At 37.9% G+C, this 15,437-nt stretch carries 11 protein-coding genes; 8 read left to right on the forward strand and 3 right to left on the reverse strand.

The features are described from left to right. Positions 1-143: 143 nt before the first annotated feature. The 7 genes from yfmF (at position 144) to rny (ending at position 8,931) form a co-directional block, all read left to right on the forward strand. Positions 144-1,412 (forward strand): EF-P 5-aminopentanol modification-associated protein YfmF, encoded by a 1,269-nt coding sequence (yfmF, locus tag ACTFWY_RS11855; protein ID WP_423121579.1) that lies wholly within the window; start codon positions 144-146, stop codon positions 1,410-1,412. Then, positions 1,405-2,703 carry an EF-P 5-aminopentanol modification-associated protein YfmH gene (yfmH, locus tag ACTFWY_RS11860; protein WP_081131856.1) on the forward strand — a complete coding sequence of 433 codons (1,299 nt, stop codon included), beginning with the start codon at positions 1,405-1,407 and terminating at the stop codon, positions 2,701-2,703. Before yfmF ends, yfmH begins: the two co-directional genes overlap by 8 nt. A gap of 332 nt (positions 2,704-3,035) precedes the next feature. Then, positions 3,036-3,941, forward strand: a complete 906-nt coding sequence (locus tag ACTFWY_RS11865) for a helix-turn-helix domain-containing protein (protein ID WP_003128979.1) — start codon at positions 3,036-3,038, stop codon at positions 3,939-3,941. A gap of 111 nt (positions 3,942-4,052) precedes the next feature. Next, positions 4,053-4,634, forward strand: coding sequence for a CDP-diacylglycerol--glycerol-3-phosphate 3-phosphatidyltransferase (gene pgsA / locus ACTFWY_RS11870; protein ID WP_005473048.1), 582 nt, complete (start codon positions 4,053-4,055; stop codon positions 4,632-4,634). 82 nt (positions 4,635-4,716) lie between these two features. Continuing rightward, the gene (locus ACTFWY_RS11875) at positions 4,717-5,955 is read left to right on the forward strand and encodes a competence/damage-inducible protein A (protein WP_423121578.1); all 1,239 of its coding nucleotides are present in this window, start codon (positions 4,717-4,719) and stop codon (positions 5,953-5,955) included. A 103-nt stretch (positions 5,956-6,058) separates the two neighbouring features. Next, the gene (gene recA, locus ACTFWY_RS11880) at positions 6,059-7,105 is read left to right on the forward strand and encodes a recombinase RecA (RefSeq protein WP_003128984.1); all 1,047 of its coding nucleotides are present in this window, start codon (positions 6,059-6,061) and stop codon (positions 7,103-7,105) included. 251 nt (positions 7,106-7,356) lie between these two features. After that, positions 7,357-8,931, forward strand: coding sequence for a ribonuclease Y (gene rny / locus ACTFWY_RS11885; RefSeq protein ID WP_029487351.1), 1,575 nt, complete (start codon positions 7,357-7,359; stop codon positions 8,929-8,931). A 108-nt stretch (positions 8,932-9,039) separates the two neighbouring features. On the opposite strand, the gene treR is transcribed toward rny, so the two are convergent. From treR to ACTFWY_RS11900, 3 genes are read right to left on the reverse strand one after another with little or no spacing between them, the layout of a single operon-like run. Then, on the reverse strand, positions 9,040-9,756 hold the full coding sequence (gene treR, locus ACTFWY_RS11890; protein ID WP_003128986.1) for a trehalose operon repressor: 717 nt from the start codon (positions 9,754-9,756) through the stop codon (positions 9,040-9,042). A gap of 53 nt (positions 9,757-9,809) precedes the next feature. Then, positions 9,810-10,460 carry a beta-phosphoglucomutase gene (gene pgmB, locus ACTFWY_RS11895; RefSeq protein ID WP_003128987.1) on the reverse strand — a complete coding sequence of 217 codons (651 nt, stop codon included), beginning with the start codon at positions 10,458-10,460 and terminating at the stop codon, positions 9,810-9,812. Positions 10,461-10,474: 14 nt separating this feature from the next. Further along, entirely contained in the window at positions 10,475-13,102 is a 2,628-nt protein-coding gene (locus ACTFWY_RS11900; protein ID WP_439926927.1) for a glycoside hydrolase family 65 protein, read from the reverse strand. Between the two features lie 331 nt (positions 13,103-13,433). Here ACTFWY_RS11900 and treP point away from each other — a divergent pair, with 331 nt between their 5' ends. Continuing rightward, complete coding sequence (gene treP, locus ACTFWY_RS11905; RefSeq protein WP_423121577.1) at positions 13,434-15,413, forward strand: PTS system trehalose-specific EIIBC component; 1,980 nt, start codon at positions 13,434-13,436, stop codon at positions 15,411-15,413. Positions 15,414-15,437 lie beyond the last annotated feature (24 nt).

The raw sequence follows: 15,437 nt of genomic DNA on the forward strand, positions 1-15,437 counted from the left end.
ACCTCCTTTAAATTTATTCTTAGTATAACGAATAAACGATGATTTATAAAAATATACGCCCGTAAAATGAGTAATTTTTCTGGAAAAATTCTGCATTATGCTATAATTGAAGAGATGATTTTTGAGAGGATAAGAGGTGCATTATGGCAATTGAACTAAAAAAAAATGTTCGACTTACGGTTTTGCCGACTAAAAAATATAAAACAATCCGTGTTTTTATTCGATTTACTTCGCAATTAGCGGCTGAAACGGCTGCGAAACGCACATTATTGACGAGTTTATTAGAGACAACTAGTTTGCGTTATCCCACTCAAACAGCCTTTAGTACGCAACTGGCAGAATTGTATGGAGCAAGCTTTGGCATGAATGTTAATAAAAAAGGGGATCTTCATCAAGTCAATGCAGCGATGTCGTTCGTCAACGGAAAATATGTTGCTGATGAAGAACTATTTACCCAAGCTGTTTCTTTTTTGAAAGAAGTGCTTTTTTTCCCAAATATTGTTCAAGATGAATTTGAATCAAAAAATTTTACGATCGAAAAAAGCAATTTGATTGCTTATATGAGAAGTATTGCTGAGGATAAACAGGCGTTTGCTTCATTAAGCTTACAAGAATTATTTTTTTCAAAAAGTGACAATCAAAAATTTCCAAGTTTTGGTCGTCCTGAAGATTTGGAAGATTTGACGGCAAAAGAACTAACAGAAACATATAGTTCTATGATTAAAGAAGATGCTGTAGATATTTTTGTGATTGGGGATGTCGAAGAAGATCAAGTAATTGAAGTTATGAAGGATCTCCCCTTTGAAAATCGTCCTGAAAAAGATCTTTCTGTTTTTTATCGTCAAGATTTGGAAAATATTATTCGCGAGAAAATCGTCAGAGAGCCTGTGACTCAGGCAAAACTGAACTTAGGTTATCGTACGGGTGTTTATTATAATCAACCGGAACGTTTCTCTCTCATGGTTTTTAATGGATTATTTGGCGGATTTCCTCATTCAAAACTATTTATGAATGTTAGAGAAAAAGAGAGCTTAGCTTACTATGCATCAAGTAATGTGGATACATTTCGAGGTTATTTATCTGTTCAAACAGGAATTGATGGCAGTAACCGGGATCAAGTCTTTACTTTGATTGAACAACAACTTCAAAGTTTACAAAGAGGAGAAATTACAGAGGCTGAATTGGCACAGACAAAAGCTATGCTTAAAAATCAGTTTTTGTTATCGTTGGATAGTCCACAGTCTTTGATTGAAACAGAATATCTTAATCAGTGGGTACCGAATACTAAAATGAGTGAAGAGCAGTTTATACAGCGTTTGGAAGAGGTATCGGTCACAGATGTTCAAAAAATTGCTCAAAAGATCGAACTTCAAGCCGTATTCTTTTTAGATAAGGAGCTTGATCATGAATAAAAAACATTATAATCAAATAAATGAAGTCTTGTATAAAGAGATATTACCCAATGGATTAACAGTTTATTTATTACCTAAAGAAGGGTTTCATAAAACATACGGTCTTTTTAGTACAGATTATGGTTCTATCGATAATCATTTTGGTTATGCGAATGAAACGATGCATACTGTACCAGATGGTATTGCCCATTTCTTAGAGCATAAACTTTTTGAAAAAGAAGACGGTGATGTCTTTCAAAAATTTGGGCAACATGGAGCATCAGCCAATGCATTTACTAGCTTCACAAAAACGAGTTATCTTTTTTCGGCTACCAATCAAATTCAAAAAAATTTAGAAACCCTTTTAGATTTTGTACAGATGCCTTATTTTACGAAAGAAACGGTTGAGAAAGAGAAAGGGATCATTGGGCAAGAAATTCAGATGTATGATGATGATCCTAACTGGCAACAATTTTTTGGTGTCATTAAGAATCTATATCCAAAGCATCCGCTTCACATTGATATTGCTGGGACTGTTGAAAGTATAGCAGCCATCACAGCAGAAGATCTTTATCTGTGCTACCATACATTCTACCACCCAAGCAATATGACTTTGTTCATAGTTGGAAACATCGATCCAGAAGAGACAATGAACTGGATCAGAGAAAACCAGGCAGAAAAAACTTTTTCTGCAGCAAAAGAAATTAAGCGTCAATTTCCGGAAGAAACCGTTCAAGAAATTATTCCAGAAAGTATTATGAGGATGCCCGTTACGCGACCAAAAGGTGTTTTGGGTATCAAAGGGAATATGGAAAAACGTCCGACGGAAGGTCGGGAGTTGCTACGATATAAACAATCTTTGAATTTATTGTTCCAATTACTTTTAGGTAATACTTCAGCTAATTACTTAAGGTTGTATGATCAAGGAATTATTGATGATACGTTTGGTTTCGAAGTAAGTTTGGATCGAAGTTTTTACTTTGCTGATTTTTCTGGAGATGCAGAATACCCTGAAGAGATGCTTCAAGCGGTTGAAGAAATTTTATTGAATTATGAAAATGATCCTGAAATGAACGAGAAGAATCTTGAGTTACTTAAGAAAAAAATGCTGGGTAAATATTTTCAATCTCTCAATTCATTAGAATTTATTGCTAATCAATTTACACAAAGCTTATTTGGCGAAACAACACTCTTTGATTTGCCAGATGTTATACGTTCAATCACGCTCAATGATGTTCGATCTGCTGCTAAAGTATTCATTGATCAAAAAGCATTCAGTCGGTTTTACTTGCTACCAACTAAAACTAACTGATTAATCGTCATTGTGTAAGATGCCGTCTATGCATTTTCTGATAGATGGCTCTTGTTTTTGTAGAAGAATGAGTAATGAGATCAAAAAGTATTAAATTTTGTTTGCGACTTGTTTGAATGTTATCCTCAGTCAATTTTTTTTATGGTATTCTTTAAATGATACTGATTGAACAATTTTCATTTATGATGAAAAATCAAGAGTAAAAATGTTATATTTAATAAACAACCTATCAATTAAGCAATCCAAGGATGACAAGGAGAAACGAAGTGGATTTCCGATCCAAGTGTTTGCCTTCCATAAAATGAATAGTAAAGACTGGAGTAGATGATCGAGTGGCCAACGAAACTACGATTGGAGCAAAATTACGGCAAGCCCGTTTAGATAAACATATTTCATTAGATGAATTACAGCAAATGACAAAAGTTCAAAAAAGGTATTTGGAGGCAATCGAAGCCGATCGTTTTGAACAATTACCAGGAACTTTTTATGTTCGTGCATTTATTCGTCAATATGCCGCCGCTGTAGGTGAGGACGGAGATAAGTTAGTTTCTGTATTTGATGGAAAAGATACATTGGCAGAACCACTGCCTAAAAGACCTCAACCTGAGACCGTAAGCGGATCGAGAAAAGCTTTGCATGTAGAGGAAAAAGGCGGAACGTTTTTATCCCGCTACTTACCAATGATTTTATTAGGATTAGTAGCAGTCACTATTATCTGTATTGTTGGGTATATGGCTTGGCAAGACAGACATTCAACCCCTATGATTCAAGGTAGTTCGGCACCGGTGGTTGAGAATTCAGCCTATACGTCAACCTCAAGCACGGTGGAATCGACAGCAAGCAAAGAAACGAGCGAGTCAGAGACTCAATCTTCTAGCAGCACAGAATCTAGTGAGAAAGAAATGACTATGACCAAAGGGGAATCTTCCCAATCAGATATCAGCATTTCAATTAAAGATGCGACGAATCCAATTAAATTAGAGTTAACTGGATTAGATGCCTCGTGTTGGGTAGGCATTCTTGTAGACAATGCGTATGTCTACCAATATACTTTACAAGCGGGCGAAGTCCAATCGACGACATTGCCAGAAAATGCAACCAATGCAACCATTGTACTTGGTGCAAGTCAAAATATCCAGATTGCGGCAAACGGGCAAAAAATTGATTTCGATGATCCTCAGTATAAATTGCTCCAAAAAAATGTGCATTTAGCGATTGAGTATCAAGAAACAAACTGATCAGAAGAAGGATTAATTAGTTAGAAAGATAACATTGTTCCTATGGCAAGTGCTGTAGTAGCATGATTTCCGTTTTTTTCGTACAATATTTGTCAGAGAGGAGCAAATTTTTTGAATTTACCTAATCAATTAACTGTATTACGCATCATAATGATTCCTATATTTATTTTAGTTTTGGCGTTGCCAATCGATTTAGGAACATTGGACGTTGGAGGCGTCGATTTACTCACAACACATCTGATAGCAGCCATTCTATTTGCTGTTGCAAGCATTACGGATTGGCTGGATGGTAAGATTGCTCGTTCCAGAGGATTGGTTACCAATTTTGGGAAATTTGCCGATCCCTTAGCGGACAAAATGCTGGTAATGACTGCATTTATTATGTTAGTCGAATTGGATAAGGCTCCAGCTTGGGTAGTCTCTATCATCATTTGTCGAGAGTTAGCAGTCACCGGTTTAAGGCTCTTGTTAGTAGAGCATCATGGTGAAGTTCTTGCTGCTGCTTGGCCTGGTAAAATCAAAACAGCAACACAAATGGTTGCCATTATTTTCTTATTTATTAACAATCTTCCTTTTTCACTCATAGGCATTCCATTGGATCAAATCATGTTGTATGTATGTTTGATCTTTACAATTTATTCTGGAATCGATTATTTCATTAAAAATGCCAGTGTTTTTAAAGGTTCAATGTAATTTCTAAAAGTTCAGAGGAATTCTGAACTTTTTTTGTAAAAAAAATCAATTACAACGTAGTTGATAATGAAGGAGTAATGAAATGAAGGCAGAGATTATTGCAGTAGGGACCGAATTGCTTTTGGGACAGGTGGTGAATACCAATGCAACTTTCTTATCAGAAGAATTAGCTAGTTTAGGAATCGAAGTTTACTATCATAGTGTTGTAGGGGACAATCCAAAGCGTTTGGAAGAGCTAGTAACACTTGCCGAGAATCGCAGTGACTTGATCGTATTTTGCGGTGGTCTCGGACCTACAGAAGATGATTTAACCAAACAAATCGTTGCACAGCATGTCGGTCAAGAGCTCGTTCGTGACGAAGCAGGGTATGAGCAAATGCTGACCTTTTTCAAAAATGGTCAGCGTTTTATGACAGAAAATAATTTGAGGCAGACGTTGGTATTCAAAGATGGTACAGCGTTACCTAATGCAACTGGGTTAGCAATCGGTATCTTCTACCGAACAGCTACAGCGGCATATCTCCTGTTGCCTGGACCACCAAGTGAACTGAAACCTATGTTTATCCAACAAGCCCGTCCAATTTTGCAGACAGAGTTTTCATCAAAAGAACAGTTGATTTCTCGAGTATTGCGATTTTATGGAATTGGAGAATCCGCACTAGTAACTGAACTTGCCGATCTAATTGATTCTCAGAAGAACCCAACGGTCGCACCGTACGCTAAACCCAATGAAGTAACCTTGCGTTTGACGGTGAAAACTACGGATGAATCGGCAGGACAAGCCAAACTAGATGAATTAGAACAACAAATCCAAGCAAGAGTGGGCGAATATTTTTATGGATATGGAGAGCATACATCATTAGCTGAAGTAGTTGTTGATATGCTGAAAGAAAAGAAAAAAACTGTGACGGCTGCGGAGAGTTTGACAGCGGGACTCTTTCAAGCGACGCTGGGAGACATCTCAGGCGTGTCCCGTGTATTTTCTGGTGGTTATGTGACTTATGCTAAAGAGACAAAAAGTAAGATGCTAGGAATCAATGAAGACTTGCTAACAGCTTATGGAACTGTCAGCAAGGAATGTGCAGAAGCGATGGCGCTTGCTGCCCAAGCCAAAGAAAAAGCGGATTATGCCCTTTCTTTTACCGGGGTAGCTGGACCAGATGAGCTTGAGAATCAACGCCCAGGAACGGTCTGGATTGCTTTAGCAACCAATGAAGGTGTGAAAAGCAAGTGCTATCATTTTTCCAGAGATCGTGCATACGTTCGTCATAGTGCAGTAATGGCAGGATTAGATCTATTACGTAAGGAATTGTTAAGATAATGCGAATGTTTGTTCGTTTTTTCTTGCATTTTTTTAAAAGAAGGACTATTATTAACATAGTAATTGACACACGAAAGTGAAGAAAATAAGGGGGATTATCCGTTTGGCAGATGATCGTAAAGCAGCTTTAGATGCTGCACTGAAAAAGATTGAAAAGAACTATGGTAAAGGTGCCATTATGAAACTTGGTGAGAAAGTCGATCAACAAATTTCGACGATTCCAAGTGGTTCATTGGCTTTGGATGTTGCTTTAGGTGTGGGTGGTTATCCACGTGGACGTATTGTTGAAGTATATGGACCAGAAAGTTCTGGTAAAACGACAGTTGCTTTACACGCAATCGCTGAAGTTCAAAAAGGTGGCGGAACAGCAGCCTTTATTGATGCAGAACATGCATTAGATCCTCAATATGCACAAAAATTGGGTGTAAATATCGATGATTTGCTGCTATCTCAGCCCGATACAGGTGAGCAAGGTCTTGAGATCGCTGATGCTTTAGTATCAAGTGGAGCTGTCGATATTGTTGTTATCGACTCGGTTGCCGCTTTGGTACCAAGAGCTGAGATCGATGGTGAGATGGGTGATACCCACGTTGGTCTTCAAGCCCGGTTGATGTCTCAAGCATTGCGTAAATTATCTGGATCAATCAATAAGACCAAAACAATTGCGATTTTTATCAATCAAATTCGTGAAAAAGTTGGGATCATGTTCGGTAATCCTGAAACAACTCCTGGTGGACGTGCGCTTAAATTCTATTCGACGATTCGATTAGAGGTACGACGTGCAGAACAATTAAAATCCGGGACAGACATTATCGGAAACCGGACAAAAATCAAAGTTGTCAAAAATAAAGTAGCGCCACCTTTTAAAGTTGCTGAAGTAGACATGATGTATGGACAAGGAATCTCTCAAGAGGGAGAGTTGCTTGATATGGCAGTAGAGCAAGACATTGTTGATAAGAGCGGTGCTTGGTATGCTTATAAAGGAGATCGCATTGGTCAGGGGCGGGAAAACGCGAAAAACTATATGCGTGAACATCAAGAAATGATGATGGAAGTTTCTGCTCGTGTTCGCGATGCGTACGGCATTGGTACCGGAGAAACGGTCATTGAAACAGAAGATGCGCAAGAAGAACTACCATTAGACGAATAAGATCGTTTAACGATAAAGAAGAAGCCAAACATTCAAGTGTTTGGCTTTTTTTGTACAGTAATAACAGATCTGCTCATAAAAACTGCACGTTAAAATGAAACCTACAGGAGGTGATATACATAGGATTTAAAGTTGACACTCTTGTGTACAAACATTAGAATAAACTTATGTGGGTTTCCACATAGCAGTAGGCAACTTGATAATTTATTTTAATTTGTTTATCAAAACTACAAAATATTGTAAAAGATAGTATGGAGGTGGATTCATTGGAACTACTTTACATTCTCCTCGCTATCATCGGTTTAATTGTCGGTCTTGGATTAGGAGTTTTTGTGACCAAATCTCGTCACGAAAAAGAGATCAATGGCGCGCAAAATTCTGCAACTGGAATTATCGAAAGCGCTAAAAAAGAAGCAGAAACTCTAAAAAAAGAAGCATTGTTAGAAGCTAAGGAAGAAAATCAGCGTTATCGGTCAGAGATTGAAAGTGAGTTGAAAGAAAGCAAACTTGATTTAAAATCACAAGAAAATCGCTTGCTCCAAAGAGAACAAGTACTTGATCGCAAAGATGATTCTTTGGAAAAACGAGAGCACTCACTGGAAGAAAAAGAAAACAGACTTAGTGAGAAACAACAATTAATTGACGAGCGAGAAAAAGAAGTAGAAAAACTAATCGATGGGCAACAGCAAGAATTAGAGCGTATTGCGGCTTTGTCTAGAGAGGAAGCCAAAGAGTTGATCATGAAATCAACGGAAGAAGAATTGAATCATGAATTAACGATTATGGTAAAAGAATCAGAGCAACGTGCAAAAGAAGAAGCAGATCGTAAAGCGAAAAACTTATTGTCACTAGCAATTCAACGTTGTGCTGCAGATCAAGTATCAGAAACAACAGTATCTGTCGTATCATTACCAAATGACGAGATGAAAGGTCGAATCATTGGACGAGAAGGACGCAATATTCGGACATTGGAAACATTGACCGGTATTGATCTGATTATCGATGACACACCAGAAGCAGTTGTACTATCAGGATTCGATCCAATCCGTCGAGAGATTGCACGAATGACATTAGAGAAACTGATCCAAGATGGACGGATCCATCCTGCACGTATTGAAGAGATGGTTGAGAAATCCCGCAAAGAAATGGATGAACACATCCGTGAATATGGGGAACAAGCAGCCTTTGAAGTCGGTGCACATACCCTACATCCTGATTTGATCAAGATATTGGGACGTTTACGCTTTAGAACCAGTTATGGACAAAACGTATTGAATCACTCAATTGAAGTGGCAAAACTTTCGGGTGTTCTAGCTGCTGAATTAGGTGAAGACATTCAGTTAGCAAAACGTGCTGGACTGCTGCATGATATTGGGAAAGCACTTGATCATGAAATTGAAGGCTCACACGTTGAGATTGGTGCTGAACTTGCTGCCAAATATAAAGAAAATCCTGTAGTCATTAACGCAATTGCATCCCACCATGGAGACGTAGAAGCTACTTCAGTTATCTCTGTGCTGGTAGCTGCAGCAGATGCTTTATCCGCTGCTAGACCAGGTGCACGTAGCGAATCGTTGGAAAACTATATCCGTCGTTTACAAAACTTAGAAAATATTGCGAATGGCTTCAAAGGTGTAGATTCAAGTTTTGCTGTACAAGCAGGACGAGAAGTACGAGTTATGGTTAAGCCAGAAGAGATCTCCGATTTAGATGCGGTTCGTCTAGTACGTGATATCCGCAAAAAAATTGAAGATGATCTTGATTATCCAGGACATATCAAAGTAACGGTTATTCGTGAAACGCGAGCAACTGATTACGCTAAATAGCATAAAAAAGAACCTTGGCTTTTAAAGCCAAGGTTCTTTTTTATCAAATAGTTTAGCCCTCGTTAGCAGGATTAAAATTAATCAAAGCCGCCTAGTACTTAAGAGAGGTTAGATTTTTCTTCTGCGCGCAAAGTCTACAAATCGAAACTTATCTAAGCGATGTATCGATTCAGTGTATTCAAAACAGCGTGTGTCTTCAAGATAAACCAAACTACGTACAGTAACAACATGTTGATCATCAGGATGAAGGTCCATTAAATCTCTTAATTCTTTATTGACTGGATCCACGGTAATTTCTTTTTGTGCATAGGCAATTTCAAGTCCAAGATCATTTTCAAAGTAATCATAGATCGAGTCTTGTGCTCGACGTTCAGGCAATTCTTCAATAATCGAAGCATCTAAATAATCTTTATCTAGAATGACAACTTCACCATCAATCTTTCTTTGACGTACCAATTTCCAAGCTTCAGAAGCAACTGGCCAATCAGTAATACCATGTAATTTTGGTGAAACGGCGATCTTACGAATTTCAACTACTTTTGTTTCACTAGGAATACGTTGAGTATCTTGTAATTCTTTAAAACTAGTTAGACCAGAAATAGGAAAGTCAAAACGATTCAGATCTAAAACGATTGAACCTTTTCCTTGTTTTTTTTGAATGTAGCCAGCATTTTTTAAAAGATTCAAGGCTTTTCGAACCGTTTCACGAGAAACACTGTACATTTTGATTAATTGGTTCTCACTAGGTAAAAGAGAGTGTGGCGGGTATTCGTTTGACAGTATCTTTTGTTCAAGATCCAAAAATATCTCTTTGAATTTATTCATGGGATTGCCTCCTCTTGCCTATTATAGCGAGGGCATTTTTGAAAAGCAATCGGCTATTTGGCCAATAATTCATCAATTGAAAGATCCGTCAGTTTTTCGACGATTGTGTCAGCTCCATGCAGTTCTTCACCAGAATAGACACCAACTGCATACATGCCAGCTGCCTTAATGCCATCAATACCTGCTTGGGCATCTTCAAAACCAACTGCATCACTAGGTTTAATGTTCAGCCCTTTTGCAGCTTGGATAAAGATTTCTGGATCTGGTTTACCTTTAGAAAGTGTGGCTGGGTCAACGATTACATCAAAATCCTGCATGACACCCAATTTATCTAAAATAAATGGCGCATTTTTAGATGCCGATGCGATAGCACAAGGAATCCCCTTGTGTTTTGCTTCTTCTAGAAAAGTTTTGACACCCGGAAGAAGGTCATCCGGAGTCAGACTTTGAAGTAATTGAACATAGTGAGTGTTTTTTTTGCTTGCTAAAGCATCTTTTTCTTCTGAACTATAAGCATCATTTTTATTTCCTAATGTTAAAATACGCTCTAAGGAATCCATACGACTAATCCCTTTTAGTTGTTCGTTGAATTTTAAGTCGATTTCAATACCGATTTCAGCGGCTAGTTCTTTCCATGCGATATAGTGATATTTGGCTGTGTCTGTAATCACACCATCTAAATCAAAAACAAACCCTTTTTTCATTATGTTACTCTCCTTTAATAGTTGATAGATTGTTCTTTATTGGCTTTTAATTCATGAGTAGCGCCAGAAAGAATGATCGTTGTATTTTGGTCAGCTACAACTATCAATGTTTCATGTGTAACATTAAAGTGATAATTAATACCTCTGACTTGAATATTAAATTGAATATTTTGCCATTGCTTAGGCAGATTTGGATCAATACGCATCACATCTTCCCGAAAATCGATTCCCGCAAATGTCGTTAGCGGAATATAGAGAGTTGCCGCCATTACACCCGCATGAATTCCTTCGGCGGTGGTTCCTCCTTGAATATCGCGGTAATCTGAATAGAGAGCCTCTTGATATAAAGACCAAGCGAGATCTTGCTGATCAACCATTGCTGCCAATTGAGCATGTACAACTCGAGAGAGTGTAGAGCCATGAGAAGTTCTGGCCAAATAATAATGCAAGTTTTTTTCTACATAATCTTCGGGTAAGCGGTAAGTAAGATCATCTAAGATTTGATGCACTTGCGCTGTTGAAAAATTGTAAAAAATCATTAGGCTGTCAGCTTGTTTGGCAACTTTGTATGCATCGGCGCTTTTTCCTTCAGCATTTAAAATACGATCCATACGATAAATGTTCCCATATTTTTCTCTATAATGATCCCAGTCTAAGTCTTTTAAATCAAAATAGCCTTCAAATTGTGCAATAATTCCTTCGGGATTAATTTCTAAACTTAAATTTTTACGAATATCGGTCATTTGTGAGAAATTGTCCTCTGAAAGCTGCACTTTAGCTGCTACACTTTGAAAGATTTCTGGTGAAAGTTGGTTGCGTAATTTTTCCACTTCTTCAAACAACCACACTACCATCATATTGGTATATGCATTATTTTTCAACCCACCTTTTTGACTGTTGGGATAGCTTTCATGAAATTCATCCGGTCCCATGACACCTTCGATTGAGTAACGGCCTGTGACAGAATTCAAAGTAGCAGCACTCTGCCAAAAATGAGCAATTTCTAAAATTAATTCTAAACCGTATTGCTCCATAAAAGATCGGTCACGAACGTTATGCCAGTACTGCCATACATTATAGGCAATCGCTAAAGAAACGTGACGTTGCAATCGGCTATGGTCTTCTTTCCACTCACCACTGATAGGATTCAAATGAAGTTCTTGTGACTGTTCTGTTCCATCTAAACCAGATTGCCATGGAAACATTGCGCCTTGGTATCCGGCTTCTTTGGCTGCTTTCTTGGCTGCCGTTAAGCGCTGATAGCGGTAAAGTAAGATCTCTCTGGCGGTTTTAGGAAAATGAAGAATATAAAAAGGTATGATGAATAATTCATCCCAAAAAATATGACCACGGTAAGCCTCGCCATGGAGACCACGGGCTGTGATACTAGCATCAAGAGATTGCTCATAGGCGTTGGGTGCTGCTGACACTAATAGATGGTATGTGTGAAGATTCAGCATTTTTTGTGACATGAGATCCCCATCAATGGTAATGGCTGCATTCTCCCATAGTTTGCGCCAAGCTTCTTTGGATTCAGCATACATTTCTTTAAACCGTGGTAGTGAAAGAAGTGCCAGCTTGCTAGTAGTTGTTTGTTCTCCCATTTGATATTTAGCAACAGTAACTGATTTTTCTAAAGTATAAGTTCTATTTTTCTCCGCAGAAATTGTTAATTTTTGAATTACTTTTTCTGCCGTTTTTTCTGATTTTAATGTTTCAAGAGAAAAGTCATCAGAAAATAATTGTGATGCTTGGCAAACCGTAATGTCAGACTGATTTGTACGGGCAATGAGCAGAGCTTTGCTCTTAAAATACTCCGTTGTTTGAATGGTCAAGTGCTTGTTTGTCAAGCTTCGATAGCGTGCGACATTATAATTGTAGACCGAACCATCTGCTTCACTTATCACGTCGATTTCTCCGGTAAAATTAAGTGGAGTAAAGCGGTAAAGGATGGAGTAGTGATGACTATTTTCCATATTAGCAATTTTTTGTGTTTCAATTCGTAATTGCTTTTTAGTTTGTGTTTCGATTTCAGCGAAGGAGGTAAATAATCCAGTTTTTAAATTTAATTGACGCTTAAAAGATAAAAGTGTATTTTGTGCGATATCGATTTTTTCGTTGTCAATGACTAAATAAATTTTTTGCAGATTTGGTGCATTGACGAAGTCCTCATTTGTAATGGTACGATCAGACACCTCTGACTCCGCCGTATTATAGAGACTTGCTAAATAAAGCCCAGGATAATTGGCATCGGAAATCTCCATTTCTGGTGTGGTACCACGCAACCCTATAAAGCCATTTCCTACTGTCAATAGTGATTCAACGGAGTACTCATCTTTGCCAGGAGTATAGCCATAATATTCTAATTGCCAAGGAATCTCCAAACGCTTCTCTTCAAAGCTTTCTTCAGTTCCACATACAAACGCTCGATTTAATTTTTCGGTTAACCATTGATCTAATGAAAAGGTTCCTTCTTCGTTAGTAAAGACGAATGAGTCGGAAAGGATTCCTCCCTCTTGATTCTTTTCCAATTGTTTCTTTAATGCTGCTATTCGTTCATTGGTGGTCCCTGTAAACGTGAATATAGCACCCATGTGGTCGGCCAATAGCCATTGATCATTAGTGATCTCAATTTTGTTCACAGTATTCTCTCCTTTCTACTTGTCTATACATGCAAAATGATTATAACCGATATTGTAAGCTTTTTCAATTTAATAAGGCTGTTTTTTTAAATTATTGTGTAAAGTTGAATGAAAGTGATTTGTTTTTTTTATTTGCTCAAAGTTTATCTTTTTGAATGAAAATCCTTTTGTACCAACAAAAATAAAGCGTGTTCTGAATGATTATTTTTCACAAATGTCTTTAGTGAAAAAAATATAGAATGAAACGCTTGCAATATTGTAAATATAAAGTTATGATTAGCATGAAATAAAAACATATATATACAAGTTTAAATGGAAGGGGTTTATTATTATGGGGAAGTATCGGGATGATGCTGAAAAATTGCTGGAGTATGTAGGCGGTAAAGAAAATATTGCAGCTGTGACTCACTGTGCGACGCGGATGCGATTTGTACTGAATGATCAGTCGAAAGCAAACGAGAAAGCCATTGAAGATATTCCAAGTGTTAAAGGGATGTTTACAAATGCTGGGCAGTTTCAAGTGATTATCGGAAATGATGTTCCAACGTTTTACAATGATTTCACAGCGGTATCTGGGATTGAAGGAGTTTCTAAAGAACAAAGTAAAGCGATTGCAAAAAATAACCAAAATATTGTTCAACGCGCCATTGGCACATTAGCAGAAATTTTTACGCCATTATTACCAGCAATTATTGTCGGTGGTTTAATGTTGGGTTTAAGAAATTTTCTAGAAGGTGTACCTCTTGAGGCTTTAGGTGGACAAACAATTACGCAATCCTCTACTTTTTGGAATGGGGTCAATGGATTTTTATGGTTACCCTGTGAAGCAATCTTTCACTTTTTACCTGTAGGTATTACTTGGAGTATTGCTCGTAAAATGGGAGCTACACAAATTTTGGGGATCGTTTTGGGGATTACTTTAGTATCACCGCAATTATTAAATGCTTATTCTGTAAGTTCAACCAGTGCTGCGGAGATCGCTCAAAATTATACATGGGATTTTGGTTTTTTCACAATTGACAAAATTGGCTATCAAGCTCAAGTTATCCCAGCTATGTTAGCCGGGTTCCTATTGGTTTATTTGGAAAGATTCTTTAGAAAATGGATTCCAGAAGCAGTCTCTATGATTTTTGTTCCTCTATTTTCATTGTTACCAACTATTTTAGCAGCTCATATGATTTTAGGTCCGATCGGCTGGCAAATTGGTTCAGGAATCTCCTGGGTAGTAAATGCTGGTTTAACATCATCATTAAACTGGTTATTTGGTTTTATTTTTGGTGGTCTTTATGCGCCGCTCGTTATCACAGGCTTACATCATACTACGCTAGCAATTGATTCACAATTAGTAGCAGATTATGGCACAACGAATCTTTGGCCAATGATTATGCTATCAAATATTGCCCAAGGTACAGCAGTATTAGCTATTTGGTTCCTTCATCGTGGGAATAAAAAAGAAGAACAAGTATCCGTACCTGCAACAATCTCTGCATATATGGGTGTAACAGAACCTGCTATGTTCGGGATTAATTTGAAATATGTCTATCCATTTCTTGCAGCTATGGTTGGCTCTGCATTTGGCGGAATGTTGATCACTGCTACAAATACAAGAGCACTAGGTATTGGTGTCGGGGGACTTCCAGGATTCTTATCTTTCCAAATTAAAGATTACCCAATGGTTTTCCTTTCGATGGGTGTGACTATTGTAGTAACGTTCATCTTTACTTTTATATTTAGAAAAGTTAGTGTCTTAAATAAGTTGGAACCAGAACTGGCTCTTGCAGACACAGGTGTTACTGATACAGCGACAACAGTAGACCCAATGACTTCTTCTGCGAATGCAGCAACTACTGTAACTGAGGAAATGCTTTATGCACCGGCAGATGGTCAAATCATTGCAATCGGTGAAGTGGAAGACCCTGTTTTTTCACAAAAAATGATGGGTGATGGCTATGCAGTTCGTCCAAGTAACGGAAAAATCTATGCTCCTGTTGCAGGGACGGTTTCAAGTATTTTTGAAACAAAACATGCAATTGGAATTGTGACTCCTGGTGGGGCAGAGGTCTTAGTTCATATGGGATTAGATACCGTTGAATTAAAAGGCGCACCATTCACTGTCAAAGTGTCGGAAGGTGATGCTGTCACAGTAGATACATTGATTGCTGAGATGGATCTAGAAGCTGTTACCAAAGCTGGAAAGAAAACAGATATTGTTACGGTTCTTACGAACGCTGAAAAGATCAATCAGCTGACAATCAACAAAACCGGCAGTGTACACGCGCATGATCGAGTAGGAGCTGCTGAAGTCCGCTAAATAAAAAAGAGTAGGCTCATGAAA

It is taken from the genome of Enterococcus sp. 125944 (assembly GCF_051909435.1).
In the GTDB taxonomy this organism is placed as follows: Bacteria; Bacillota; Bacilli; order Lactobacillales; family Enterococcaceae; genus Enterococcus_D; species Enterococcus_D gallinarum.